This window comes from Burkholderia anthina, from assembly GCF_001547525.1.
In the GTDB taxonomy this organism is placed as follows: Bacteria; Pseudomonadota; Gammaproteobacteria; order Burkholderiales; family Burkholderiaceae; genus Burkholderia; species Burkholderia semiarida.
In genome coordinates this window covers 1,429,844-1,453,537 of record NZ_LNJP01000003.1, presented here as the reverse complement: position 1 = coordinate 1,453,537, position 23,694 = coordinate 1,429,844, and the positions used below count along the sequence as shown (strand labels likewise).

Sequence of the window (23,694 nt, the reverse complement as noted above, 5' to 3'; positions counted from 1 at the left end):
TTGTCTATTCCGCTGCTCCAGCAAGTCCGTGTCGGCGCCTACATCGTGCGCCAGCACCTGTCCGGCAACAAACGCTATCCGCTCGCGCTGATGCTCGAGCCGCTGTTCCGCTGCAACCTCGCGTGCAACGGCTGCGGCAAGATCGATTATCCGGATCCGATCCTGAACCAGCGTCTTTCCGTCGAGGAATGCCTGCAGGCCGTCGACGAGTGCGGCGCGCCCGTCGTGTCGATCGCCGGCGGCGAGCCGCTGCTCCACAAGGAGATGCCGGAAATCGTCAAGGGCATCATGAAGCGCAAGAAGTTCGTGTACCTGTGCACGAACGCGCTGCTGATGGAAAAGAAGATGGACGACTACCAGCCGAGCCCGTATTTCGTCTGGTCGGTCCACCTCGACGGCGACAAGGACATGCACGACCATTCCGTGTCGCAGGAAGGCGTGTACGACAAGGCGGTCGCGGCGATCAAGGAAGCGAAGCGCCGCGGCTTCCGCGTGAACATCAACTGCACGCTGTTCAACGATGCGATCCCCGAGCGCGTCGCGAAGTTCTTCGACACGCTGGGCCCGATCGGCGTCGACGGCATCACCGTGTCGCCGGGCTACGCGTACGAGCGCGCGCCGGATCAGCAGCACTTCCTGAACCGCGACAAGACGAAGAACCTGTTCCGCGAAATCCTGAAGCGCGGCGAAGGCGGCAAGCGCTGGTCGTTCAGCCAGTCGTCGCTGTTCCTCGACTTCCTGGCCGGCAACCAGACGTACAAGTGCACGCCGTGGGGCAACCCGGCGCGTACGGTGTTCGGCTGGCAGAAGCCGTGCTACCTGGTCGGCGAAGGTTACGTGAAGACCTTCAAGGAGCTGATGGAAACGACGGAGTGGGACAACTACGGCGTCGGCAACTACGAGAAGTGCGCGGACTGCATGGTCCACTGCGGCTTCGAGGCCACGGCCGTGATGGACACGATCTCGAACCCGCTGAAGGCGCTGCGCGTGAGCCGCAAGGGCATCAAGACCGACGGCCCGTTCGCACCGGACATCTCGATCGCGAAGCAGCGTCCGGCCGAGTACGTGTTCTCGCGCCACGTCGAGATCAAGCTCGAGGAAATCCAGCGCGCCGGCAAGGGCAAGCTGCAGAAGCCGGCGAAGTCGGCAACGGCCGCTTAAGCGCGTTTCGCCGCGCGGGGGTTCGCGCCTTCAGCGGCCACGCATCGAAGCAGCGCCACGGAGTTCGCTCCGTGGCGCTTTTGTTTTGTCGGACGCCGTGTGACGCGTGGCGCTTGCACGTGTACGTGCGGGGACGAACGTCCGCCGCCTAGCTTCGCGACTCCGCCGCGGCGATCAGTTGCCACGCGGTCGGCCCCGGATCGAGCAGCGGATCGGACGGCGGGTCGAGATCGTGCCGATGCGCTTCCTCCGACGGCAATCTCTGTGATTTCGCGATGCCGATTTCGTCGCCGCATACGGTGCATCGGTAGATGCCCGCCACCGTCACCCTGCTGCCCGGCGGCAGGTTCTCGCTGAATGCGCGCCCACTTCCGCACGTGAAGTAGCCGCCGCTCCTGTATAGCGCCATCGCTCCTCCTGACCGAAAACGAATGCGTTCGCGTCGACACGCACGATCGCCGCGAACGCGAGGATGGATTGTCGTCCCCCGGCCACGCCGGGTTCCAGTCATGCCATTAGACGGCGCGCGGCCGCGCGATGGAATCGGACACGTATGAAACGCGGCCGTCGGCCAGCCGTTCAATGCAGAATGGCCGGCTCCCGCATCTTCGTCGCGGCCTGCGCGACCAACCCCGGCTGTTCGGCGGAAGCGAACGTGCAGACATGACGCCACAGCTCCGCCAGCCGATGCCGCGTGAGCGTCGCGACGCACGCGTCGTTCGCGGCGAGCACGCGTTCGAGCACCGCGCATTCGTCGGCGTGTAGCGTCCATGCACCGCCTTGCGCGGCGCGCGCCGCGCTCGCGTCCAGCACGCGCTCCGCGTCGACGCACAGGGCGATGGTCGCATCGGGGGAGACCGCATCGTCGAGCGCGAGGAAGACCAGATACACGCTCGTGCGCAGCCGCATCAGCAGCGCTTCGCTACCGTGCTCGCCGCGCAGCGCGACCAGCGCCATGTGGCATTTCAGCGAGATGTCGCGTGCATGCGCGAGCGGCAGCGGCAGCAGCCATTCGCGCGTCAACGGCGGATGGCGCCGGCCTTTTCGGGCAACTTTCATGATTCGCCCTCGCTCGCGCATGCGTCGTTCGCCGCCGCCCCCGGCCACGCACTGCGGCACACGCGTGCGCAGCGGCCCGCGTCGCGCAGGGCGTGCGCCCGACGTCGCACGCCGCGCACATCGGCGCGCCGTCGCGTCGCGCACGCTTGCGGCAGCCTGCGTATCGCCAGCTCACGCAACACGCCGGACAATCGGTTCGGGCACGCCATGTCCGTCTCCCGCATCAAAACGTGTTGTCGCCCTTCAGGTAGTACGCGGTTTTCACGAAGAACGCCTTCACCGGATGGCCGCTCTGCGCGTCGCGGGCCGCCCGCGCTTCCATCGCGGCCTTCTCGTCGCGCCACCGGTCGGGCATCGGGTTGTTCACGCGGTCGAGCGCACGCTGCATCGCGAGCGGATAGTTCTGGTTGCCGGCCGTCGTCGCGCGATAGCCGGCGCGCGTCATCTGCATCAACTGCGCGTCGGTTTCGGCACGCGCCGCCGACCAGGTCAACGGCGCGGCATGCCGCATGTCGCCAGCGCCGATCGACTGCGCGAAGCTCACGGCGGGCAGCGCAACGAGTGCGCAGGAAAGAACGGCAACGGGAACGAGGGATCGCATAATGGCCTCCAGATGGTTGTCCCCGCATCGATCCAGCATCGATGCGTTGAAATCATCGTATGTCGGGCCGCATCCCGGTTGAATAGCCGAATCCGCAATTGTTATTTTCAGCCGCGCATTCGGCGCACGAGCCGCGTCATTCGCGAATCCATTCGAAACGGAATTTCTTTATTTCATTCAACGAGCTGATCGGATTCTTACCGGCGATCCTCTCGGCGCACATACCGCTCTTTCAATTTCCGAAATGACGTGTTGCCGGCGCGATGCCGGCCGGCGCGCCCACGGACAAGGCTTTGGCGTGATGTCGCGCACGCGGATACCGCCGAAACGATTTCATCCGATCAGCCGATTCTTCTGATGCAGGACAAATCATCCGCGTCGCCCTGCCGGATCGGGACACGACGCATGCCGCAAGGACGCGCGATAATCACGCATCGGCCGTTTCGCACGGCATCTCAGGTGTTTTCATTTTTAATCGAATCTCTCCATGGTCGCTCTCGACATTACCGCCATCGACAGTTGGCACGCGCACGTCTATTTCGATGCGGCGAGCCGCGACGCGGCCTGGGCGTTTCGCCAGGTCGTCGACGCGCGGTTCGGCGCGGTCATCGAACTCGGCCGCTTTCACGAACGCCTCGTCGGCCCGCATCCGGCGTGGTCGTACCAGATCGCGTTCGGCGCCGCGCGATTCGACGACATCGTGCCCTGGCTCGTGCTGAACCACGGCGCGCTCGACATCTTCGTGCATCCGAATACCGGCGACGACCTGCGCGACCATCGCGATTGCGCGATGTGGATCGGCAAGTCGTATACGCTGAATCTCGACGCGCTGGCCGGCTAACGGCCGGCGCGCCCTGCCGCCTTCGCCGCGGCGAGGCATTCACGTTTCGGGTCGACGTGAAACGTCTGGCGGCGGCGCGCCTCTACAGTGGTTTCCGTGATCGACTTCCGGAAACCCGCGATGACACCCGCAGACACCCACGCCGACGCCCGACGCATCCATGAAGACTGGCACGCCGCCGTCGTCGCCCGCGACCTCGCCGCGCTGATGTCGCTGTATGCCGACGACGCAGTGCTCGAAACGCCGCTCGTCGTCGCCACGCGGCCCGCGCACGGCTCGGGCGTGCTGCGCGGCAAGACCGCGATCGGCGCCTTCCTCGCGGCCGGCCTGCGCGATCCCGACAACCGGCTCGGGCGCTGGTACCGGACCGGGCTGTTCTTCTCGAACGGCCGCCAGCTCGTCTGGGAATACCCGCGCGCAACGCCGGACGGCGATCAGGTGGATCTCGTCGAAGTGATGGATCTGCGCGACGGGCTGATCACGCATCATCGCGTGTATTGGGGATGGGCCGGGTTCAACGCGCTGCGGGCCGCCTCGCGCCCGTAGCGCATGCTCGGGCCGGCTGGCCACGCGCGGACATCATCTGCCCGACGCTCCATGCCGCTCACGCGACATACATCGCGACACTGACGAACTGGCACAGGCTGCCGGCCAGCACGAAAAGGTGCCAGATACCGTGCCCGTGGCGGATGCGTTCGTCGTTGATGAAGAAGTAGATCCCCGCGCTGTAGATCACGCCGCCGGCCACGAGCCACGCGGTGCCGACCGGCGGCAGCGCATGGATCAGCGGACGCACGGCGACGAGCGCGAGCCAGCCCATCAGCACGTACAGGATCATCGACAGCAGGCGCGTGCGGCGCCCGAGCGTCAGCTCCTGCACGATGCCGAACACGGCGAGCCCCCAGCTCACGCCGAACAGCGACCAGCCCCACGGGCCGCGCAGCGTGACCAGCGTGAACGGCGTGTAGCTGCCGGCGATCAGCAGGTAGATCGCGGCATGGTCGCATTTCTGCAGGATCGCCTTCAGGCGCGGGTTGCGCACGCTGTGATACGCCGTCGAAATCGCGTAGAGCAGGATCAGCATCGCGCCGTACACGCTGAAGCTCACCACCTTGTACGGGTCCCCTTCGAGCGCGCCCATCGTCACGAGCGCCACGAGGCCGGCTACCGACAGCACCGCGCCGACGAGATGGGAAATGCTGTTGAAACGCTCACCGGCATGCACGACGTGTTCTCCTGCGGTCCATCGGGGAAAAGAGGGAGCCCTATGATACCGGCGGCCGGATAGCCCGTGCTGCGCCCGGGCAAACGGCGTGCGAGCGCCATGCGCCGCGCGCCGCCGGCCGGCGCAAAAAAAAGCGCCGCGACATCCATCGCGGCGCTTCCGTTTCGTCAACCGGACCGATTCGTCAGGTCATTGCAACGGCCGGTTCAGCAACACTTCCCTGCTCCCGACCCATACCGCGCGTTCTGACGTTCGCGGAAGAATTCCTCGTACGTCATCGGCTCGCGGTCCGGATGGGTTTCGCGCATGTGCGCGACGTAGGTGTCGTAGTCGGGCAGGCCGACCATCAGCCGCAACGCCTGCCCGAGGTAACGCCCCGCGCTGCGCAGGTCGCTGCCGAGATCGGTGAACATCGCGGCCTCCCGTTATCGTCCGCTGCCGAGCGCCTGCGCGGCCGGCATCGCTTCGTACGGCGTCTCGCGCACGGTCGGCTTCGACTCGCGGCGCGCGCGCAGCACGGCGAGCAGGCCGTACACCGCGATGCTCACGACGACGAAGATGAACAGCCCGGCCAGCGCCGCATCGATGTAGTCGTTGAAGATGATCCGCTTCATCTGCGCGATCGACTTCGCCGGCGCGAGCACCTTGCCTTCGTCCACCGCGGCCTGCAGCTTCGCGGCGTGCGCGAGGAAGCTCACCTTCGGGTTCGCGTCGAAAATCTTCTGCCAGCCGGCCGTCAGCGTGCAGATCAGGAGCCACGCGGTCGGTACGATCGTTACCCACGCATAGCGCTCGCGCTTCATCTTGAACAGCACGACGGTGCCGAGCACCAGCGCGATCGCGGCGAGCATCTGGTTGGAGATGCCGAACAGCGGCCACAGCGTGTTGATGCCGCCGAGCGGATCGACCACGCCCTGGTACAGGAAGTAGCCCCACGCGGCCACGCACAGCCCGGTGGCGACCAGGTTCGCGGGCAGCGATTCGGTGCGCTTGAGCGCCGGGTGGAACGTGCCGAGCAGATCCTGCAGCATGAAGCGGCCCGCACGCGTGCCCGCGTCGACGGCCGTCAGGATGAACAGCGCCTCGAACAGGATCGCGAAGTGATACCAGAACGCCATCATCGCTTCGCCGCCGATCACCTGGTGCAGGATGTGCGCCATGCCGACGGCCAGCGTCGGCGCGCCGCCCGCGCGCGCGATGATCGTCGTTTCGCCGACGGCCTTCGCGGTTTGCGTGAGCATGTCGGGCGTCAGCACGAAGCCCCATTGCGTGACGGTGTTCGCGACCGCTTCCGGCGTCGAGCCGAGCACGGCCGCCGGCGCGTTCATCGCGAAGTAGATGCCCGGCTCGATCACGCACGCGGCGACCAGCGCCATGATCGCGACGAACGATTCCATCAGCATCGCGCCGTAACCGATGAAGCGCGCGTTGGTTTCGTTGTCGATCAGCTTCGGCGTCGTGCCCGACGAGATCAGTGCGTGAAAGCCCGATACGGCGCCGCACGCGATCGTGATGAACAGGAACGGGAACAGGTTGCCCGACCACACCGGGCCCGTGCCGTCGACGAACTTCGTCAGCGCGGGCATCTTCAGTTCCGGTGCGACGACGAGGATGCCGATCGCGAGGCCGAGGATCGTGCCGATCTTCAGGAACGTCGACAGGTAGTCGCGCGGCGCGAGCAGCAGCCACACCGGCAGCACCGATGCGACGAAGCCGTAGCCGATGAGAATCCACGTGAGCTGCGTGCCGCTGAACGTGAACCATGCGGCAACCGTGGGCGAGGCGGCCACGTTCTGGCCGAACGCGATCGCCGCCATCAGCCCGATGAAGCCGATGATCGACACTTCGCCGATTCGGCCCGGGCGGATGTAGCGCGTGTAGACGCCCATGAACAGCGCGATCGGAATCGTCGCGGCGACGGTGAACGTGCCCCACGGCGAATTCGTCAGCGCCTTCACGACGATCAGCGCGAGCACCGCGAGGATGATCACCATGATCAGGAACGCGCCGAACAGCGCGATCACGCCGGGCACCGTGCCGAGTTCCATCTTGACGAGGTCGCCGAGCGAGCGGCCGTCGCGGCGCGTCGAGATGAACAGCACGATGAAGTCCTGCACCGCGCCCGCGAACACGACGCCGGCCAGGATCCACAGCATGCCGGGCGTGTAGCCCATCTGCGCGGCGAGCACGGGGCCGACCAGCGGCCCGGCGCCGGCGATCGCGGCGAAGTGATGGCCGAACAGCACGTACTTGTTGGTCGGCACGTAGTCGAGGCCGTCGTTGTACTTGACCGCCGGCGTCATCCGCAGCCCGTCGAGCTGCATGACCTTGCTGGCAATGAAACGGCTGTAGAAGCGATACGCGATCAGATACACGCAGACTGCGGCGATCACGATCCAGAGGGCACTGACGCGCTCGCCGTGCGCGAGTGCGATCGTGCCGAATGCGAACGCGCCGAGCAGCGCGACCGCGATCCAGAGCAGGGTACTGGAAGCCCGATTCATGGCGTCTCCTGGTCTCCAATGTGTTTTTGAGTGGATGCGGCCCGAAAGCCGAACCCGCGTGACGTCGATGCGTCGTGCCGCAGCCTCGCAGAAGCCGCGGCGATGGGCCGTAGTATTCCGCGCGACGGGGGCTGCTTACAAGCGGATAACTACGTATGAGGATCTACGTAGAATTACGTAGTTGCTGCCACATGCCCGCCGTCAGGCCACGATTGCTCCCGGCCGGCGAGCCACGTACAGTATTTGCCTGCCCCCATTCCGGAACCGCCATGCCGATTGCATTTCAGAACATGAACGCGAATGGCGATGACTTCGTCATCGTCGACCTGCGTGGTCAAGGGCACGATCCCGCGCATCGCGTCGATCGCGATCTCGTGCGACGCATCGGCGGTCGGCATCGCGGCATCGGCTCCGACCCGCTCGCGGTTGGGTCGGATTGCGACGATGCGGCCGCCCGCGTCGCGTTCCGGAACCCCGACGGCTCGGCGCTCGATACCTGCGGCAGCGCGACGCGCGGTGTCGCGTGGAAAAAGCTGATGCGGGAAACCGGCGCGGCGTCGGCCGTGCCGCGCGCGAATCGCCGGCGCCTGCACTGTTCCCACGATACAGACGGGTTGATCGAGGTCGAAATGGGCGCGCCGCGGCTCGGCTGGCAGGACGTGACGGTTCGATGGAACGGCACCGGCAGCGTGTTCCTGAGCGGGCCCGTGACGTTCGCGTTCAACGGGGTGTGGCTGTGATGACCGACGACGCGCAAACCTTCCACGCGTTGCGCCCGCGCCTGCAGAAGATCGCGTACCGGATGCTCGGCTCGATCGCGGACGCCGAGGACATCGTGCAGGACGTGTGGCTGCGCTGGCACGACGCGGCGCGCGAGCGCATCGAGAACGCCGAGGCCTGGCTCGTCGCGGTCACGACGCGGACGTCGATCGATCGCCTGCGCGCGGCGAAGCTCCGGCGCGAACACTACACGGGCATCTGGCTGCCCGAGCCGGAGCTCGGCGAATCGCCTGCCACGCCGGAGGAAATGACCGAGCGCGCGAACGACGTATCGGTCGCGTACTTGCTGCTGCTCGAACGGCTGACGCCGGAAGCGCGCGCGGCGTTCCTGCTGCGCGAAGTGTTCGATGCCGACTACGACGAGATAGCCGATGCGATCGGCAAATCCGAAGCCGCGTGCCGGCAGCTCGTCAGCCGCGCGAAGGCCCAGTTGCGCGACGACGACAGGCCGCGCCACGTCGTGCCGCGCGAAAAGCACCGGCAATTGCTGCAGAGCTTTTCGCACGCGCTCGCGCAAGGCGATTTCCCGTCGATCCAGGCGCTCCTCGCCGAAGACGCGATGCTGATCGGCGATGGCGGCGGCAAGGTTCAGAGTTTCCCGAAACCGCTGGTCGGCGGTCGCCGCATCGCTCAACTGTTCTATGCGACGTGGTTGCGCTGCGGCAGCGGTGTCGAGATGCGGCCGGTCGTGCTGAACGGCGAATGGGCGATGCTGCGCTTCATCGCCGGGCAACTCGAAGCGGCGATGTCGTTCGAGACCGACGGCGCGCGCATCGGCCGGATTCTCGTGCAGCGCAACCCCGACAAGCTCGCGCGGATCGCGGCCGCCTGCGCGGCCGGCTGACGCGCGCGTCCCCGCGCCGGAACCGGCCGCGCCCGCGCCGTCGAGCCCGGATTGATGCAGCGCGCGCAACACGATGCGTCCCTGTGCGTGGCTACCGCGCACCGGCGCACCCTCCTAAGATGATTTCGCGCGGCGCCCTGCCGCCCACGACACCCGCACCACGCGGGCCAGCCTCTTCGTCGCCAGGAGAAATCATGACGCAGCGTCTCAACTACATGCATCAATCGCCCGAGCTGTTCAAGCAGTTCCTCGAACTCAGCAATTTGCTGCGCGGCAGCGCGATCGAGGAATCGATCCGCGATCTCGTGTCGGCCCGTGCGTCGCAGCTCAACGGCTGCGCGTTCTGCCTCGACATGCACGTGAAGGAAGCGCGCCTTCACGGCGAGCGCGAGCTGCGCCTGCACCATCTGGCGACGTGGCGCGAATCGACGCTGTTCTCGCCGCGCGAGCGGGCCGCGCTGGCCTGGACCGAAATACTGACGAAACTCCCCGAGCACGGCGTGCCGGACGACGTCTACGATCGCGTGCGCGGCCAGTTCTCCGAAAAGGAATTGTCGGACCTGACGTTCGAAGTGATGGCGATCAACGGCTGGAACCGCGCGAACGTGGCGTTCCGCACCGCTCCGGGTTCGGCCGACAAGGCTTACGGCCTCGACAAGGCCAATCTCGCCTGACGCCCTCGCCCGGCCGCGGGCGCCCTTCTTCGCCGCCGGCGGCCTGCCGGCGGCAATCACTGGAATACCTCCCATGATTCGCTTGAAACATGCCGTCGCATCCGCGCTCCTGGTCGCGGCCGCCACCGCCGGCGCCGCCCATGCGGCGCCCTCGGCCATCGTCACGACGCTGATGACGAAGCCCCTCGACGACTATCCGGGCAAGGAAGCCCAGATGATCTCGGTCGAATACCCGCCCGGCGCGGTCGACCCGGTTCACCGCCACCACGCCGACGCGTTCGTCTATGTCGTCGAAGGCTCGATCGTGATGCAGGTGAAGGGCGGCGAGCCCGTCACGCTGAAACCGGGCCAGACCTTCTACGAGGGCCCGAACGACCTGCACACGGTCGGACGCAACGCGAGCCAGACCCGGCCCGCGAAGTTCATCGTGCTGCTGTTGAAGGACAAGGGCGCGCCCGTGCTCGTGCCGGAAAAATAGCCGGCTCTCACGCCGCCGCGACCTTTTTGAAAAAATGCGGCGGGCGGTGTCACAGGCGGCAGCGCTGAAACGTCTAGTCGCATACGGACACCACGAATCCAGCGCCACCATGCCCGACACCTCCATCCGCCGCCCCGATGCCGACGACCCGTTCGCGCGCAGCTTCTCGACCTGCTACGCCGGCGTGGTCACGTTCCTGGCCGTCGTCACCGAGGGCAGTTTCGCGCGCGCCGCCGACCGCCTCGGCGTCGGCCGCTCGTCGGTCAGCCGCCACGTGCAGCGGCTCGAGGACCGGCTCGACGCACGCCTGTTCCAGCGCACCACCCGCAGCATGTCGCTGACGCGCGAAGGCGAGCTTTTCTACGAAAACTGCCGGCCCGGCATCGAGCATCTGGCGCAGGCGCTCGAGGACATGCGCGAGCTGCGCAGCGGGCCGCCCAGCGGGCACCTGCGCATCGGCGCGACGCCGGGCTTCGGCCGCAAGGTCATCGCGCCGCTGCTGCGCGACTTCCACGCGCAGTATCCGGACATCACGCTCGAACTGCTGCTGAACGACCGGCCCGTCGATTTCTCCGCCGACCGCATCGACGTCGCGTTTCGCGACGGCCGCATGGAGGACAGCGCGATCGTCGCGCGCCGGCTGATTCCGATGCAGATGATCGTCTGCGCGTCGCCGTCGTACGCGCATCAGCACGGCTTGCCGCGCCACGTCGACGATCTCGGGCGGCATCGCTGCATCAACCTGCGCACCGCATCGGGCCGCGTGACGGAATGGGAATTCAGGATCGACGGCGTGACGCAGCAGCGCCAGATCGCCGCGCATCACACGTTCAACGACATCGATCTCGTCGTGCAGGCGGCGCTCGACGGGCTCGGCATCGCGCAGTTGCCCGCGTACCAGGTGTGCGACCTGCTCGCCGACGGCCGGCTGGTGAGCTGTCTCGGCCAGCACGCGCCGGACGACGGCGGCCACTATCTCTGTTACCTGAGCCGCAAGCACCTGCCCACGCGGATCCGCGTGTTCATCGACTACATGATCGAACAGACGCGTGCGCGCGAGCTGCAGTGCCCGGCGACGATGACGACCATGACGACGACGGCGCCGCTGGAGGCGGTCGATTGATGCATTCGCGGCAACATGGTGAGGGCTTGCTGGACACTGGCGGACCGCGCGGCGCATGCCTACGATGCGGGCTGTTCGGCAGGCACGCGCATACGGCGCGGCGCCGCTCGGCAAGGCGGCGGCCCGATCGCGCGAACGCGATCGGCGCCGGTTTCGGCAGGTTCAAGCGGCGCGCATGTCGCGCGCCCGTTCAAGGAGAGCAATCGTGAAGATCGTCGTCATTGGTGGTACCGGCCTCATCGGCAGCAAGGTCGTCAGGAACCTGATCGCACGCGGCCACGACGCGGTGGCCGCAGCGCCGTCGACGGGCGTCGATACGATCACGGGTGCGGGGCTGGACGACGCGCTCGCCGGCGCGGAGGTCGTGGTCGATCTCGCGAATTCGCCGTCGTTCGAGGAAGCGGCCGTGAAGGCATTCTTCGAGGCGTCGGGACGCAACCTGTTCGCCGCGGAGCGCGCGGCCGGCGTGCGCCATCACGTCGCGTTGTCGGTGGTCGGCACCGACCGGTTGCAACAGAGCGCGTATTTCCGCGGCAAGATCGTTCAGGAAAACCTTATCCGCGAAGCGGGCGTGCCGTACACGATCGTGCGCTCGACGCAGTTCTTCGAATTCGTCGGCGCGATCGCGCAGGCTGGCGCGCAAGGCGACACGGTCCGCTTGACCACCGCGCACTTCCAGCCGATCGCGTCGGACGACGTCGCGGCCGCCGTGACCGATTTCGCGCTCGATGCGCCGCGCAACGGCATCGTCGAGATCGGCGGCCCCGAGCGCGTGCGGATCGCCGATCTGGTCGAACGTTTCCTGTCGGCCACGCACGACGCGCGCACGGTGACGCGGGATGCGGGCGCCGACTACTTCGGCGCGGTGCTGCAGGACGACACGCTCGTGCCGGCGCCCGGCGCGCGCCTCGGCGCGACGACCTTCGACGCGTGGTTCCGACAGCACGCGCTCGCGCGCTGACCACCGCCGGATCGCACACCATGACGCCACTGCGCCCGCCGCCGCTGTCGCTGCTCGACCGGTATCGCGGCCGAGAACCGCAGACGCTGTACTCGACGACGGTCACCGTCACGGGCGGCGAGGCCGAGCACGGCCGCGCATCGGGCGTCGCGCGTTCCGACGACGGGCGCCTGGATGTCGCGCTGCGCCTGCCGTCCGCACTGGGCGGGCCCGGCGACGGCCCGAACCCGGAGCAACTGTTCGCCGCGAGCTATGCGGCGTGTTTTCACGGCGCGCTGAGCCTGCTGGCCGCACGGGCGGGCGTAGCGATCGCCGGCGCGTCGGTGTCCGCATCGATCGACTTCTGCCGCGATCCGATGGACGGGCTGTTCATGCTGAACGCGAACATTCGCGTGCGGCTGCCGGGCGTCGAACGCACGTTGGCGGAAGAACTTGTCCGCAATACGGAGCGTTTCTGTCCGTATACGAAGATGGCGCACGAGGGCATCAGCCACATCGTGGCGCTTGCGCCGGCGGACGACGCGCCCGAACGCTAGACGGCGCGAACGTTCCACCCATCGTCTTCACGAGGAAGTCATGCAGTCATTCGACAACAAGGTGGTCCTCATTACCGGCGGCGGCGCCGGCATCGGGCGGGCGGCGGCCGTCGCGTTCGCACGCGAAGGGGCGCGCGTCGTCATCACGGGCCGCCGCGAAGTGGCGCTTTCCGCCGCCGCGCGCAGCGCGCCGGGCATCGACTACGTGGTCGCGGACGCCGGCAATCCGGCCGACGCCACGCGCACGATCGACGAAACGGTCGCCCTGGCGGGGCGGCTCGACGTGCTGGTCAACAATGCGGGCGCGGGGGCGATCCTGCCGCTCGAGTCGGCGACCTTCGACGCGATCAGCGCGATCTTCCGCGTCAATACGCTCGGGCCGTCGATGCTCGCGACCGCCGCGCTGCCGCATCTGAAAGCGGCGCGCGGCAGCATCGTCAACGTGTCGAGCACGTTCGGACACAAGGCAGCGGCGCTGTTGTCGCACTATGCGGCGAGCAAGGCCGCGCTCGAGCATCTGACGCGCTGCTGGGCGCTCGAGCTCGCATCGGCGGGCGTGCGCGTGAACGCCGTTGCGGCGGGCCCGACGGAAACGGACTTCCTGTCGGAACGGATGAAGCTGTCGGAAGCCGACATCGAAGCGATCAAGGCGCAGGAGCGCGCGCGCATTCCGCTCGGCCGGCGTGGCGAGCCCGCGGACGTCGCGAGCTGGATCGTGTCGCTCGCATCGCCGCAGGCGGCATGGATGACGGGGCAGGTAATCACGGTCGACGGCGGGCTCGACGCAACCTGACCGTCGCCGGAACGCGCGTCACCCGTCGCGACGGGCGACGCGTGACGCGCAGGTAGCGGATCAGTGCTTTTCGTCGACCTTCTTCGGCTTCGGCGGCGACGGCACCTTCGCGTACTGGAACGCCGGCGTGGCCTTCAGCGCCTCCTTCGTCGCGCCGGGCAGGTAGATGTTGCCGTTGCGCACGTCGAGCGACGCGATCGGCACCGCGACGTCATGCGCGGCCACGCCGAGGAAGCCGCCGGCCGACACGATCGCGGCGGACACGGAGCCGTCCGGCGCGACGATCAGGTCGCGCACCTTGCCGACCTTCTGGTTGTCGTCGTTGTATACGGTCTTGCCGAGCACGCTCTTCTTCACGCTCCAGCCTTCGAGCAGCGCCTGCGACTGCTCGACGGTCACGCTGATCGGCTGCGCGCCCGCGATCTGCGCGTGCGCGCTGACGCTCGAGGCGAGGACGGTTGCTGCGATGAGGGTCTTGTAGAACTTCATGTGTCATGCACTCCGGTGCGGTTGTTGTGGATTCCGGGCGCGAAGCGGGCGCAACGGCTGATCGGTGGCCGCCCCACGGATGGCCGCCCCACGGATGGCCGCCCCGCGCTTCGTCGGTCGCGTGACGGCCGGCCGCACCGCCACTGCGCGTGTGCGTGGCGGACCGGCATGGCCGGACTGCGGCGAGCAACACGTCTTTCATGGTAGCGGCATTCGCCGGATCGTGCGTTCACGATGCAACACGGCAGATGGGGCAAGCCGGATCAGGATCAACGATCGTGCGGACAGATGGGGCGCGCGGCCCGGAAAAATGGCGCCGCGGCCTGTCGATCACGACAACCTCACGAAACGCATACCCGGCCTTCTGGGCGCATCGGACCACGCGGCGTCACGCATTGCGCGAATACGTTCGCCGGTGCCGCACGGCGTCGGCCAGCACGTCGAGCACAGGCTCCGTCTGCGTCCAGCTCAGGCACGCATCGGTGATCGACACGCCGTACTTGAGCGGCACGCCGGGCTTCAAGTCCTGCCGGCCGGCTTCGAGATGGCTCTCCACCATCACGCCGACGATCCGATGCTCGCCCTGCCCCAACTGCCGCGCGAGATCCTGAGCCACCTCGATCTGCCGCTCGTGCGACTTGTTCGAGTTCGCATGCGAGCAATCGACCATCACCTGTTCGCGCAACCCGGCCTTGCGCAGCACCGCGCAGCTCGCTTCGACGTGCTCGGCGTCGTAGTTCGGGCCGTTCTTGCCGCCGCGCAAAATCACGTGCGCATCGTCGTTGCCGCGCGTCTCGAAGATCGCGGCCATTCCCATCTTCGTCATCCCCATGAACGCATGGCTCGCGGCCGCGGCGACGATCGCGTCCGACGCGACCTGCACGCCGCCGTCGGTGCCGTTCTTGAAACCGATCGGGCAGCTCAGCCCCGACGCCAGCTGACGGTGGCTCTGGCTCTCGGTGGTGCGCGCGCCGATCGCGCCCCACGCGATCAGGTCGGCGATGTACTGCGGGCTCAGCAGGTCGAGGAATTCGGTCGACGCCGGCAGGCCGAGCGCGTTGATGTCGAGCAACAGTTGCCGCGCGGCGCGCAGCCCTTCGTTGATGCGGAAGCTGCCATCCAGGCGCGGATCGTTGATGTAGCCCTTCCAGCCGACCGTCGTGCGCGGCTTCTCGAAGTAGACGCGCATCGTGATCAGCAGGTCGTCCTTCAACGCGTCGGCGGCCGCCTTCAGCCGGCGTGCGTAATCGAGCGCCTGGTCGTGATCGTGGATCGAGCACGGGCCGACGACGAGCAGCAGGCGGTCGTCGCGGCCGTGCAGGATATCGCCGATCGCGCGGCGCGTGTCCTCGACGAGCGTCTGCGTGGCGGCCGGCACCGGCAGTTCGTCGAGCAGCAGCGCGGGCGAAATCAGCGGACGCACCGCGCCGATGCGCACGTCGTCGATGCGCGTGGTGTCCTGCGTCGCGTCGGCGCTGCCTACCTCGCGATCGTGGGAAGGATTGTCGAGGTTCTGCATGGTGATTCTCCGGGGGACGTCTGTCTGGAATGATGGGCAGGCTCGATTATGGCACTCGCGCGAGACGGTAGCGGCTTGCGGCGGGGGAAGGCGGGCGGCCACCGCCGCGGGAATGCGGCCGACGTCAAAACGGGGCAAAAAAGGCGTGTCGCAAGGGTTCGCCCGCCGTCCGCCGCGTTGCGCGGCGTGGTGACCAGCAAGTGGCCCGGCCGTTCGGCCGAGTGTTCGCGTGCGGGCGAAGTACCGTACGATCGCAACTGTCCGGTAGCGAAGCGGCCCGTCGGGTGACGTCCGCCGCTTCGCGTACCGCTTGCCTGCGACCACGCGTTCCCTGCCCGACCGACACATCACGATGACCGTCTCCGAATTGCTCCGCGCCATCCGCCAACCCTATGCCGATCTGCTCGCGAAAGCGGCCACGCAACCGGCGGTCGTCGTCGAACCGGCCTACCGGCGGGACGACGGCACGCTGGCCACCGAAGGTCCGCTCGCGCTGCCGTGCCGCGCCGATACCATCGCCGCCGAAGGCGAATCGGCCGGCGAGCCCGCGATGGTCGACTCGGCCACGCAACTGGATTTCGAGCCGTTCGCGTTCGAGCTCGAAACGGCGGCCGTGTCGATCCGCCCGTTCGTCTGGGACTGGGCCACGGTCGAAGCCGACGGTCTCGACGAAACCGCGGCCAACGACGCCTTCAAGACGTGGTTCCTCGCGTGGTTCGACGGGGACGACGAGAACACGCCAGCCGAGGATGGATTGCACGGCATCGTTCACTACCTGTCGGAACCGGTTCGCACGGAACAGGGCTGGCGCATCCACGCGGATCTCGGTTCCGCGCCGGAGACGGCCGTCGAGGATCTGCTGTTCCGGCTCGTCGATGCCGGCGCGACGCGGATCAGTGTCGGTTGACATGCATCTTCATCATTCACGCACCGTCATGAAAACCATCCTGTTGTCGCGCGTGATGCGCCCGTTGATCCGAAGCGCGTGTGCGCTGATCGCGCTGCACGCGAGCGTTGCCAACGCCGCGCCGCGCACCGTCTATGAAGGAACGCTGCAAGGCGCCGGAACCGTCGTGATGGAACTCGACGATCGCCCGGCCGCGGACGGCTCGATCACGGGCCGCTATTTCTATGCGCAGTTCGGCGTCGATATTCCGCTGCGAGGCAAGCCCGCGCAACTGGTCGAGCCGCTCGTGCGCTCGCAATTGCCGGACGATGTGCGCAGCGCGTCGAAATACAGCGGGCAGCCCGATTTCGATCACAGGGCGGCCACCTGGCAGGGCACGCGGGACAAAGATGGCTATCGCGGCCGTTGGATCGATGCGCGCTCGGGCAAGACGCGGCCCTTCGCGTTGCGCCGCGTAGCTGAATACGATCCCGACGCGGTTGCACCCGGCCCCGTCGAAGCGATTGGCGCGCTCGTGGCGGGCGGTATCGGCAGCGGCGTCGCGCGCAGTGAGGACATCGACATGCAGCACGCGCCTTATGCCACATTGAAGCTTGCCGGCCACGCGCAGCCGGTCGGCTCCGAAGTGGGCGACGGTACGGTTGCGTACCGAATGTGGCGCGACCCGCGCACGGTGCTCGCGTATCCGCGCCTGAGCCGCCATCCCGACCCGGCCGTGATGGCGCGGATCAATCGTCTGCTCGAACAGCGGCACTGGCAAATGAATCTCGCGGCGCTCGAATGCGCGTCGACGCGCTATACCGACGACGGGCCGGCCGCCGGAACGCTGGGCAGCTACGACGACGAGAGCGTGACGGTCACGTGGCTGTCGCGGGCGGCACTGGGAATCGTGGAAGCCGGCAGCACGTACTGCGGCGGCGCGCACCCGGACAATCACTACGATCCGGTCACGTTCGACCTGCTGCGCGGCACGTATCTCGACTGGAATCGCGTGATCGACGCCGCTGCGCCGGCCGAGGACCATGAATCGGCAACGAGCGCCGCGCTGGCGAAGTTCATTGCGCGGCTGCGCGACGGAACCTCACCGGGCACACAATCGACGGACGGCGAAGGCGATTCGCTATCGTGCGCCGACGTGTTCCCGCAATATCTGGCATTCGAACTCGATGCGCCCGGGAAGCTGTCGTTCGTCGTATCGGGGATCGGTCACGCAATGGGCGCCTGCCTCGGGCCTCAACTCGACGCGCCTTTTGCCGCGCTCGCGCCGATCCTGAAGCCGGGTGGTGCGCGCTACCTCGTCCCCGGCGTCAAGCTGAAGTAACGCGGCGGTGCGCACGCCCCGCCGTCATCGCATCGGCACGCGATCAGCCCGCGTCGCCCGGCGCGTCGGCGTCGATGCCGAGTTCGCTCGCCATCCGCCGAACCAGCGCATTCAGGCGCGCCACTTCGTCCGCCAGGCGCTTCTGCTCGGCCTTCAGCGCTTCGAATTCGGAAGGCGGCACCGAATCCGCGCCGCCTGCATCCGCGCTCGCGAAGTCGGCCATGTTCACTTCGCCGCACATCAGGTGCATCCAGCGGTTCTCGCGCGCGCCCGGTGCACGCGGCAGGCGGACGACGAGCGGCTGCGCGCGCGCCGCGAGTTCGTCGAGGAACGCCTCGACCGACGAGATATCCGCGAAGCCGTGCAGGCGCGCGCTGTTCAGGCGCAACTCCGCGGCCGTCTGCGGGCCGCGCAGCAGCAGGATCGTCAGCAGCGCGATCGCCTGGCTCGGGATGCCGAGCACGCGGTTCATGTTGTGCTCGAAGCGCGGCACGCGGCTGCTGCTGCCTTCCATCACGAGGCTCAGGTGCTTCAGCCCGTCGAGCGCGGTCGTGACTTCGTCCTCGCTCACGTTCATCACGGGCGAGCGCGCGGTTTTCTGGTTGCAGCCGGCGGTCAGCGCGTTCAGCGACAGCGGATAGGTATCCGGCACCGTGTGCTGTTTCTCGACGAGCACGCCGAGAATGCGGGCCTCGAGGGGCGTGAGTTCGCGAAGGGCGCGGGGCGTGGGCGTATCCGGCGTGGTGTTCATGGGTGGCGTCGCAGCGTGCAGCAGGTGAAGGGAACGGTCGCGGCCCGCGCGGCATCGCGCACGGGCGAGGCATATGATAGCTCGCGATGCGTGTCCCGGCGCCGCTCGCCGCCCCCGCGTGCGCACGTGCCGCAGCGGGCTTTCGTCCGACGTGGCGGTGCGCCCGATGGCACGCGGCGCCACGCGGCGATGCATGCGCGCGCCGCACCGCCGATTCATCGTCCACGCGCGCCCGGGGCGTTTGCGCGATGCGCATGCCGGCGCTACGATATGCGTTCATCCCGATACCCGCGGCGCCGCGCGCGACCGTCCTCGCACGCCGACGCGACGCATGACTCGCCGAACGCGCCGCCGCCGTGCCGCGCGCCGCTCGTCACTCCTGCTCACCCGCTCACCCGCTCACCACCATGACTGCATCTTCTTCCTCACACGTGCGCGCCATCGTCACCGGACACACGCGCGGCGTCGGCGCGGCGCTCGCCGAACAACTGCTGCAGGAAGGCATCGTCGTGCTCGGCGTGTCGCGCAGCCGTCATCCGTCGCTCGCGTCGCAAGCCGGCGACCGCTTCGCCGAAGTCGAACTCGATCTGTCGGACACGACGGCCGTCGCCACCTGGCTGGCCGGCGACACGCTGCGCGACTTCGTCGACGGCGCGTCGCTCGTGCTGCTGTTCAACAACGCGGGCATCGTCGATCCGATCGGCCCGCTCGCCGCGCAGGACCCGACGATCGTCGCCCGCGCGGTCGGACTGAACGTCGCCGCGCCGCTGATGCTGTCGGCCGCGCTCGTGCAAGCCGCATCGGCGTCGACCGAATGCCGGATCGTGCACCTGTCGAGCGGCGCGGCCCGCAATGCGTATGCGGGCTGGAGCGTCTACTGCGCGACCAAGGCCGCGCTCGATCACCATGCGCGCGCCGTCGCGCTCGATGCGAACGGCGCGCTGCGCATCTGCAGCGTCGCGCCGGGCGTCGTCGACACGGGCATGCAGGCCACGATCCGCGCGACCGGCGAAGATCGCTTCCCGATGCGCGGGAAATTCGACCAGTTGAAGTCGAGCGGTGCGCTCGCCACGCCCGAAGCGACCGCCCGACAACTGATCGGCTATGCGTTGAGCGACGCATTCGGTGCCGAGCCGACGGCCGACGTGCGCAACCTGCCGACGAAGTAAGCGCCGGACGCGGCCCGTCATCCCTCGAGCCGCTTCGTCCAGTCCTCGACCTGCCGCTCCGTGCGGCGCCTGTCGAGCATCTTGCGCCAGCCGGGCGGCAGCAACGGCACGTCGCACAGCGCATCGAGCGCCGCCATGTCGAGCGTGCGCCGATACAGCACGTCGAGCACCGCCGACAGCGGCCATTGCGGGTAGCGGCGCTCATGCAGCGCCAGCACATCGCCCGGCGCGACCCAGCCTTCCTGCAGCACGCGGTAATACCAGCCGGTCCGGCCGCTTTGCTGCACGAGCGCCGCCATGCGCGGATGATCGAAGCGCGCGTTGAGCTTCCAGCACGGCTGTCGCGACTGCGAGACCTGAAGCACCGCGCCGCCCAGCGTGAACACGTCGCCGAGACACACGTCGTGCTCGGTGATGCCGCGCGTCGACAGGTTCTCGCCGAACGCACCCGGCCGGGCGAGCACGTCGCGCGCGCCGATCTGCGCGGCCCACCACGCATAGTGATCGTGCGCATAGTGGTGGACGGCCTTGTCGGGGCCGCCGTGATGCCGCGTATCGGCCTGCGCGTCGCCGGCAAACCCGAGCGCGCCCAGCCACAGACGCGCCTCCGTCGGCTGCTTGTCGATCGCGCTCGCGTGCGGTGTGCCGGCAAGCGGCCGGCTCGCGCCGATCCGCACCGCGCCGATGGCGGCCGCGATCGCCGGCCGTGCGTCGTCGCTCATGCCGCCACACCGTCCGGCAGCGTCGCGAGCAGGCGCTCCAGCTCGCGCGTGCGTGCCTCGCCGAGCGGCAGCAGCGGCCGCCTCGGTTCGCCCGCGTCGAAGCCGCGCAGCCGCAGCCCGGCCTTCACGGTCACCGGCAACCCGCCGTTGACGATGAACTGCAGCAACGGCAACTGCGCGTGAAAGACCGATCTGGCGCGCGCGAGATCGCCTGCGCGCATCGCATCGAACAACGCGAGCGGCAACGCGGCATTCAGGTTCGGCGCGGCCGTGCACCATCCGGCCGCGCCGGCGGCCAGCGCGGCAAGCGCCATCGGATTGCTGCCGTTGTAGAACGGGATCGTCCCGTCGCTCAATTGCGCGAGCCGATGCATCCGACCGATGTCGCCGGTGCTTTCCTTGACCATCGTCACGTTGTCCACGGCCCGGCAGATCGTCACGATCAGGTCGGGCGACATGTCGACGCCGCTCGTCGCCGGGTTGTTGTACAGCATGACCGGGATGCCGATTGCGTCGCCGATCGCGCGATAGTGCGCGACGATCTCGTCGTTGCCGAGCTTCCAGTACGACACCGGCAGCACCATCACCGCATCGGCGCCGGCCTGTTCGGCGAAGCGGGCACGGCGCACCGCGCCCGCCGTGGTGAGATCGGAAATCCCGACGACGGTCGGCACGCGCCGGCGCACCGCGTCAATCGACGCGGCGGCGACGGCCTCCCATTCGGCGTCGGACAGGTACGCGCTTTCGCCGGTGCTGCCCAACGGCGCGATCGCGTGAACGCCGTCGGCGATCAGGCGTTCGATCAGCGCGTCGAGCGCTTTGAGATCGACGCCGCCGTCGGCGGAGAACGGCGTGACCGGGTAGGCAATGATGCCTTTCAGCAGGATGGACACGATGGGTATTCCTCAATGATGGTCTGACGGAGTTGAAGCGATGCGCCGATTCACGCGACGCAATCCCGATGCGTACGCAACGCGCGGCGCGCGTAGTAGTCGAACGTCACCGCATCGCGCTTCGGCTTCGAGATCCAGTCGTGCGCTTCACGTGCCAGCGCCGGCGGCACCGGCCTGATCTCGCCGGCCGACATCGCGAGCAGTTGCAGCTTCGCCGCGCGCTCGATCAGCAGCGCGAGGATGCAGGCCTCCTCGATCGTCTTGCCGACCACGAGCTGGCCGTGATGCGCGAGCAGGATCGCGCGCTTGTCGCCCAGCGCCTTCGAGATGATCTCGCCCTCCTCGTTGCCGACCGGCACGCCCGGCCAGTCCTTCAGGAACGCGCAATCGTCGTACAGCGGGCAGGTGTCCATGTGCGACACCACGAGCGGCTGCTCGAGCATAGACAGCGCAGCGACATGCGCCGGGTGCGTGTGGATGATGCAGTTCACGTCCGGGCGCTCGCGATAGATCCACGTATGGAAGCGGTTGGCCGGGTTCGGAATGCCTTCGCCGTCGACGACGTCGAGATCCTCGTTGACGCGCAGCAGGTTCGCGGCCGAGATCTCGTCGAAGCCGAGCCCGAGCCGCTGCGTGTAGTACGTGCCGGCCGCGTCCGCGCGGCAGGTGATCTGCCCGGCCAGACCCGAGTCGTGGCCCGCGTCGAACAAGATCCGGCACGTCAGCGCGAGCTTTTGCCGCGCGGACCAGCCGCTGTCGCCCACCTCGTTTTCGAGCCGCCGCTCCGCCAGCGCGACCAGCGCTTCCTTCGTCAAATTCAGCGTTTCCGCCATGTTCGCCTCCTGAATGAACCGGGCCGGCCGCGCCGCTCGCGACCGTCTCCCGGGTGTCCCACGCGATACGAATGACACACGATACACCGAATGACACTTTGTGTCATGCGTTACAATCGGTTTTTCGAAGGACACCTGGCGCACCATGACGATTCGCCTGAAACTGCTGAGAAAACAGAAGGGCTGGACGCTCGACGTGCTGGCCGACGAAACCGGTCTCACGAAGAGCTACCTGTCGAAGGTCGAACGCGGCCTGAGCGTGCCGTCGATCGCGGTCGCGCTGAAGCTGTCGAAGGCGCTGAACGTCGACGTCGAGCAACTGTTCTCGGAAAGCCGCAACCGCGAGCTGATCACGGTCACGCGCGCCGGCGAGCGCACCGCGATGGGCGCGGCGGCCGACAGCCATGCGCACCGCTTCGAGAGCATCGCGGCCGGCGTCGCGCCGAAGAAGATGCTGCCGTTCGTCGTGCATCCGCCGCACGAATTCGTCGCGTCGACGTTCCGCGAGCACGAGGGCGAGGAATTCCTGTTCGTGCACAAGGGCCGCGTCGAAATCGAATTTCCGAACGAGACGGTGCAACTCAGGGCCGGCGATTCAGTCTATTTCAACGCGCTCATCCCGCACCGCACGCGCAGCCTCGGCGCCGCGCAGGCGGAGATCCTGGTCATCGTCAGCCACGACGACTAGCCTCGTCACTTCTTCGCGCAAGGATCTTCCGATGGTCACCAAGGCCACCGCACCGTTCCAGCAGATCAAGACGCTCGTTCGCCAGAACGTCGAGTCCGGCGACTGGCGCCCCGGCGACCGCATTCCGTCCGAGCTCGATCTCGCCGCGCAGTTCGGCGTCGCGCGCATGACGGTCAACCGCGCGCTGCGCGAGCTGACCGAGGAAGGCGTGCTCAAGCGCATCGCGGGCGTCGGCACCTTCGTCGCCGAGGTGAAGCCGCAGTCGAACCTGCTGATGATCGCGCATATCCGCGACGAGATTCGCGCGCGCGGCCACGAGTACCGCTGCCGCGTGCTCAGCCAGTCGCGCGAGCCAGCGTCGTTCGACGTCGCGGCCGCGTTCGGCCTGCCGGTCAACACGCCGGTCTTTCACGTGGTGTGCGTGCACGAGGAAAACGGCCGCCCGATCCAGCTCGAGGACCGCTACGTGAACCCGGCCGCCGCGCCCGGCTTCATCGATCAGGATTTCCAGACCGAGCCGCCGTCCGAGTATCTGTACAACAACGTGTCGCACGACGAACTGGAAATCGAGCACGTCGTCGACGCATCGCTGCCGACCGGCGAACAGGCGCGGCTGCTCGACATGCGCGCCGACGAGCCGTGCCTCACGCTCACGCGCCGCACCTGGACCGACGGGCTGCCCGTCACGTTCGTGCACTTCCTGCATCCGGGCAATCGCTACCGGCTCGGGTCGCGCTTCAAGCCGGGCGCGGGGCGCCACCCGACCTGATCGCTTGTCGCACGCCCCTGACGCACGGCGGCCGTTTCGTCACGAAACGGCCG

General features: G+C 67.8%; 27 protein-coding genes and 1 pseudogene. 16 read left to right on the top strand and 12 right to left on the bottom strand.

What is annotated here, in order from left to right; genetic code table 11:
- A complete protein-coding gene (gene hpnH / locus WS64_RS26575) occupies positions 1–1,161 on the top strand; it encodes an adenosyl-hopene transferase HpnH (RefSeq protein WP_006480287.1) in 1,161 nt (386 codons plus the stop codon).
- A 148-nt stretch (positions 1,162–1,309) separates the two neighbouring features.
- Here hpnH and WS64_RS26570 read toward each other — a convergent pair whose 3' ends face one another.
- From WS64_RS26570 to WS64_RS26555, 3 genes are all read right to left on the bottom strand, one after another.
- On the bottom strand, positions 1,310–1,570 hold the full coding sequence (locus WS64_RS26570) for a hypothetical protein (RefSeq protein ID WP_059644394.1): 261 nt from the start codon (positions 1,568–1,570) through the stop codon (positions 1,310–1,312).
- A 170-nt stretch (positions 1,571–1,740) separates the two neighbouring features.
- Complete coding sequence (locus tag WS64_RS26565; protein WP_059581708.1) at positions 1,741–2,220, bottom strand: hypothetical protein; 480 nt, start codon at positions 2,218–2,220, stop codon at positions 1,741–1,743.
- A 223-nt stretch (positions 2,221–2,443) separates the two neighbouring features.
- Positions 2,444–2,821: a hypothetical protein gene (locus WS64_RS26555; protein ID WP_060968209.1), complete on the bottom strand. Its 378-nt coding sequence runs from the start codon at positions 2,819–2,821 to the stop codon at positions 2,444–2,446.
- Positions 2,822–3,308: 487 nt separating this feature from the next.
- Here WS64_RS26555 and WS64_RS26550 point away from each other — a divergent pair, with 487 nt between their 5' ends.
- Complete coding sequence (locus tag WS64_RS26550) at positions 3,309–3,662, top strand: DOPA 4,5-dioxygenase family protein (protein WP_059581700.1); 354 nt, start codon at positions 3,309–3,311, stop codon at positions 3,660–3,662.
- 120 nt (positions 3,663–3,782) lie between these two features.
- Entirely contained in the window at positions 3,783–4,208 is a 426-nt protein-coding gene (locus WS64_RS26545) for a nuclear transport factor 2 family protein (RefSeq protein ID WP_060968208.1), read from the top strand.
- A 58-nt stretch (positions 4,209–4,266) separates the two neighbouring features.
- On the opposite strand, the gene trhA is transcribed toward WS64_RS26545, so the two are convergent.
- The 3 genes from trhA to WS64_RS26530 form a co-directional block, all read right to left on the bottom strand.
- Entirely contained in the window at positions 4,267–4,887 is a 621-nt protein-coding gene (trhA, locus tag WS64_RS26540; protein ID WP_060968207.1) for a PAQR family membrane homeostasis protein TrhA, read from the bottom strand.
- Positions 4,888–5,093: 206 nt separating this feature from the next.
- Entirely contained in the window at positions 5,094–5,300 is a 207-nt protein-coding gene (locus tag WS64_RS26535) for a YbdD/YjiX family protein (protein ID WP_027781714.1), read from the bottom strand.
- Between the two features lie 12 nt (positions 5,301–5,312).
- Positions 5,313–7,391: a carbon starvation CstA family protein gene (locus WS64_RS26530; RefSeq protein WP_059581690.1), complete on the bottom strand. Its 2,079-nt coding sequence runs from the start codon at positions 7,389–7,391 to the stop codon at positions 5,313–5,315.
- A 269-nt stretch (positions 7,392–7,660) separates the two neighbouring features.
- Between WS64_RS26530 and WS64_RS26525 the strand changes: the two are divergent.
- The 8 genes and pseudogenes from WS64_RS26525 to WS64_RS26490 form a co-directional block, all read left to right on the top strand.
- Positions 7,661–8,053: pseudogene (locus WS64_RS26525) on the top strand (diaminopimelate epimerase); the annotation flags it as partial.
- Positions 8,054–8,130: 77 nt separating this feature from the next.
- A complete protein-coding gene (locus tag WS64_RS26520) occupies positions 8,131–9,015 on the top strand; it encodes an RNA polymerase sigma-70 factor (RefSeq protein WP_059581688.1) in 885 nt (294 codons plus the stop codon).
- Between the two features lie 194 nt (positions 9,016–9,209).
- A complete protein-coding gene (locus WS64_RS26515; RefSeq protein WP_059581685.1) occupies positions 9,210–9,689 on the top strand; it encodes a carboxymuconolactone decarboxylase family protein in 480 nt (159 codons plus the stop codon).
- A 73-nt stretch (positions 9,690–9,762) separates the two neighbouring features.
- The gene (locus tag WS64_RS26510; RefSeq protein ID WP_059644407.1) at positions 9,763–10,167 is read left to right on the top strand and encodes a cupin domain-containing protein; all 405 of its coding nucleotides are present in this window, start codon (positions 9,763–9,765) and stop codon (positions 10,165–10,167) included.
- 109 nt (positions 10,168–10,276) lie between these two features.
- A complete protein-coding gene (locus WS64_RS26505; protein ID WP_060968206.1) occupies positions 10,277–11,290 on the top strand; it encodes a LysR family transcriptional regulator in 1,014 nt (337 codons plus the stop codon).
- A gap of 205 nt (positions 11,291–11,495) precedes the next feature.
- Positions 11,496–12,251 carry an SDR family oxidoreductase gene (locus WS64_RS26500; RefSeq protein WP_059581677.1) on the top strand — a complete coding sequence of 252 codons (756 nt, stop codon included), beginning with the start codon at positions 11,496–11,498 and terminating at the stop codon, positions 12,249–12,251.
- A gap of 20 nt (positions 12,252–12,271) precedes the next feature.
- Positions 12,272–12,787, top strand: a complete 516-nt coding sequence (locus WS64_RS26495; protein WP_060968205.1) for an Ohr family peroxiredoxin — start codon at positions 12,272–12,274, stop codon at positions 12,785–12,787.
- Between the two features lie 40 nt (positions 12,788–12,827).
- Positions 12,828–13,580 carry an SDR family NAD(P)-dependent oxidoreductase gene (locus WS64_RS26490; RefSeq protein WP_060968204.1) on the top strand — a complete coding sequence of 251 codons (753 nt, stop codon included), beginning with the start codon at positions 12,828–12,830 and terminating at the stop codon, positions 13,578–13,580.
- Positions 13,581–13,640: 60 nt separating this feature from the next.
- Here WS64_RS26490 and WS64_RS26485 read toward each other — a convergent pair whose 3' ends face one another.
- Together WS64_RS26485 and WS64_RS26480 are read right to left on the bottom strand one after the other, a co-directional pair.
- A complete protein-coding gene (locus tag WS64_RS26485) occupies positions 13,641–14,069 on the bottom strand; it encodes a PRC-barrel domain-containing protein (RefSeq protein ID WP_059581669.1) in 429 nt (142 codons plus the stop codon).
- 388 nt (positions 14,070–14,457) lie between these two features.
- A complete protein-coding gene (locus tag WS64_RS26480) occupies positions 14,458–15,588 on the bottom strand; it encodes a 3-deoxy-7-phosphoheptulonate synthase (protein ID WP_059581668.1) in 1,131 nt (376 codons plus the stop codon).
- Between the two features lie 352 nt (positions 15,589–15,940).
- Between WS64_RS26480 and WS64_RS26475 the strand changes: the two genes are divergently transcribed.
- Both WS64_RS26475 and WS64_RS26470 read left to right on the top strand, forming a co-directional pair.
- Positions 15,941–16,495: a hypothetical protein gene (locus tag WS64_RS26475; protein ID WP_060968203.1), complete on the top strand. Its 555-nt coding sequence runs from the start codon at positions 15,941–15,943 to the stop codon at positions 16,493–16,495.
- 55 nt (positions 16,496–16,550) lie between these two features.
- Entirely contained in the window at positions 16,551–17,816 is a 1,266-nt protein-coding gene (locus WS64_RS26470) for a hypothetical protein (RefSeq protein ID WP_060968599.1), read from the top strand.
- Between the two features lie 43 nt (positions 17,817–17,859).
- Here the strand turns inward: WS64_RS26470 and WS64_RS26465 are convergent, their stop codons facing one another.
- Positions 17,860–18,567: a YceH family protein gene (locus WS64_RS26465; RefSeq protein WP_059582182.1), complete on the bottom strand. Its 708-nt coding sequence runs from the start codon at positions 18,565–18,567 to the stop codon at positions 17,860–17,862.
- A 407-nt stretch (positions 18,568–18,974) separates the two neighbouring features.
- Between WS64_RS26465 and WS64_RS26460 the strand changes: the two genes are divergently transcribed.
- On the top strand, positions 18,975–19,736 hold the full coding sequence (locus tag WS64_RS26460; RefSeq protein WP_060968202.1) for an SDR family oxidoreductase: 762 nt from the start codon (positions 18,975–18,977) through the stop codon (positions 19,734–19,736).
- Between the two features lie 17 nt (positions 19,737–19,753).
- Here WS64_RS26460 and WS64_RS26455 read toward each other — a convergent pair whose 3' ends face one another.
- Genes WS64_RS26455 through WS64_RS26445 form a run of 3 tightly spaced genes read right to left on the bottom strand, consistent with a single transcriptional unit; the run spans position 19,754 to position 22,184 of the window.
- Entirely contained in the window at positions 19,754–20,458 is a 705-nt protein-coding gene (locus WS64_RS26455) for an MOSC domain-containing protein (RefSeq protein ID WP_059644429.1), read from the bottom strand.
- Positions 20,455–21,351 (bottom strand): dihydrodipicolinate synthase family protein, encoded by an 897-nt coding sequence (locus WS64_RS26450; protein ID WP_060968201.1) that lies wholly within the window; start codon positions 21,349–21,351, stop codon positions 20,455–20,457. The genes WS64_RS26455 and WS64_RS26450 overlap by 4 nt, the downstream gene beginning before the upstream one ends.
- Before the next feature lie 50 nt (positions 21,352–21,401).
- Positions 21,402–22,184 (bottom strand): aldolase, encoded by a 783-nt coding sequence (locus tag WS64_RS26445; protein WP_059644435.1) that lies wholly within the window; start codon positions 22,182–22,184, stop codon positions 21,402–21,404.
- Positions 22,185–22,329: 145 nt separating this feature from the next.
- On the opposite strand from WS64_RS26445, the gene WS64_RS26440 reads away from it, so the two are divergent.
- Both WS64_RS26440 and hutC read left to right on the top strand, forming a co-directional pair.
- Positions 22,330–22,872 (top strand): helix-turn-helix domain-containing protein, encoded by a 543-nt coding sequence (locus tag WS64_RS26440; protein WP_060968200.1) that lies wholly within the window; start codon positions 22,330–22,332, stop codon positions 22,870–22,872.
- A 31-nt stretch (positions 22,873–22,903) separates the two neighbouring features.
- A complete protein-coding gene (gene hutC, locus WS64_RS26435; protein ID WP_059581643.1) occupies positions 22,904–23,641 on the top strand; it encodes a histidine utilization repressor in 738 nt (245 codons plus the stop codon).
- Positions 23,642–23,694: the final 53 nt, after the last annotated feature.

Bases quoted from the DNA above. Each gene is read 5' to 3' on its own strand.
- WS64_RS26570 (WP_059644394.1), bottom strand. From the start codon at position 1,570: ATGGCGCTATACAGGAGCGGCGGCTACTTCACGTGCGGAAGTGGGCGC.
- WS64_RS26565 (WP_059581708.1), bottom strand. From the start codon at position 2,220: ATGAAAGTTGCCCGAAAAGGCCGGCGCCATCCGCCGTTGACGCGCGAA.
- WS64_RS26555 (WP_060968209.1), bottom strand. From the start codon at position 2,821: ATGCGATCCCTCGTTCCCGTTGCCGTTCTTTCCTGCGCACTCGTTGCG.
- WS64_RS26550 (WP_059581700.1), top strand. From the start codon at position 3,309: ATGGTCGCTCTCGACATTACCGCCATCGACAGTTGGCACGCGCACGTC.
- WS64_RS26545 (WP_060968208.1), top strand. From the start codon at position 3,783: ATGACACCCGCAGACACCCACGCCGACGCCCGACGCATCCATGAAGAC.
- WS64_RS26535 (WP_027781714.1), bottom strand. From the start codon at position 5,300: ATGTTCACCGATCTCGGCAGCGACCTGCGCAGCGCGGGGCGTTACCTC.
- WS64_RS26530 (WP_059581690.1), bottom strand. From the start codon at position 7,391: ATGAATCGGGCTTCCAGTACCCTGCTCTGGATCGCGGTCGCGCTGCTC.
- WS64_RS26520 (WP_059581688.1), top strand. From the start codon at position 8,131: ATGACCGACGACGCGCAAACCTTCCACGCGTTGCGCCCGCGCCTGCAG.
- WS64_RS26515 (WP_059581685.1), top strand. From the start codon at position 9,210: ATGACGCAGCGTCTCAACTACATGCATCAATCGCCCGAGCTGTTCAAG.
- WS64_RS26510 (WP_059644407.1), top strand. From the start codon at position 9,763: ATGATTCGCTTGAAACATGCCGTCGCATCCGCGCTCCTGGTCGCGGCC.
- WS64_RS26505 (WP_060968206.1), top strand. From the start codon at position 10,277: ATGCCCGACACCTCCATCCGCCGCCCCGATGCCGACGACCCGTTCGCG.
- WS64_RS26495 (WP_060968205.1), top strand. From the start codon at position 12,272: ATGACGCCACTGCGCCCGCCGCCGCTGTCGCTGCTCGACCGGTATCGC.
- WS64_RS26490 (WP_060968204.1), top strand. From the start codon at position 12,828: ATGCAGTCATTCGACAACAAGGTGGTCCTCATTACCGGCGGCGGCGCC.
- WS64_RS26485 (WP_059581669.1), bottom strand. From the start codon at position 14,069: ATGAAGTTCTACAAGACCCTCATCGCAGCAACCGTCCTCGCCTCGAGC.
- WS64_RS26480 (WP_059581668.1), bottom strand. From the start codon at position 15,588: ATGCAGAACCTCGACAATCCTTCCCACGATCGCGAGGTAGGCAGCGCC.
- WS64_RS26475 (WP_060968203.1), top strand. From the start codon at position 15,941: ATGACCGTCTCCGAATTGCTCCGCGCCATCCGCCAACCCTATGCCGAT.
- WS64_RS26470 (WP_060968599.1), top strand. From the start codon at position 16,551: ATGCGCCCGTTGATCCGAAGCGCGTGTGCGCTGATCGCGCTGCACGCG.
- WS64_RS26465 (WP_059582182.1), bottom strand. From the start codon at position 18,567: ATGAACACCACGCCGGATACGCCCACGCCCCGCGCCCTTCGCGAACTC.
- WS64_RS26460 (WP_060968202.1), top strand. From the start codon at position 18,975: ATGACTGCATCTTCTTCCTCACACGTGCGCGCCATCGTCACCGGACAC.
- WS64_RS26455 (WP_059644429.1), bottom strand. From the start codon at position 20,458: ATGAGCGACGACGCACGGCCGGCGATCGCGGCCGCCATCGGCGCGGTG.
- WS64_RS26445 (WP_059644435.1), bottom strand. From the start codon at position 22,184: ATGGCGGAAACGCTGAATTTGACGAAGGAAGCGCTGGTCGCGCTGGCG.
- WS64_RS26440 (WP_060968200.1), top strand. From the start codon at position 22,330: ATGACGATTCGCCTGAAACTGCTGAGAAAACAGAAGGGCTGGACGCTC.
- hutC (WP_059581643.1), top strand. From the start codon at position 22,904: ATGGTCACCAAGGCCACCGCACCGTTCCAGCAGATCAAGACGCTCGTT.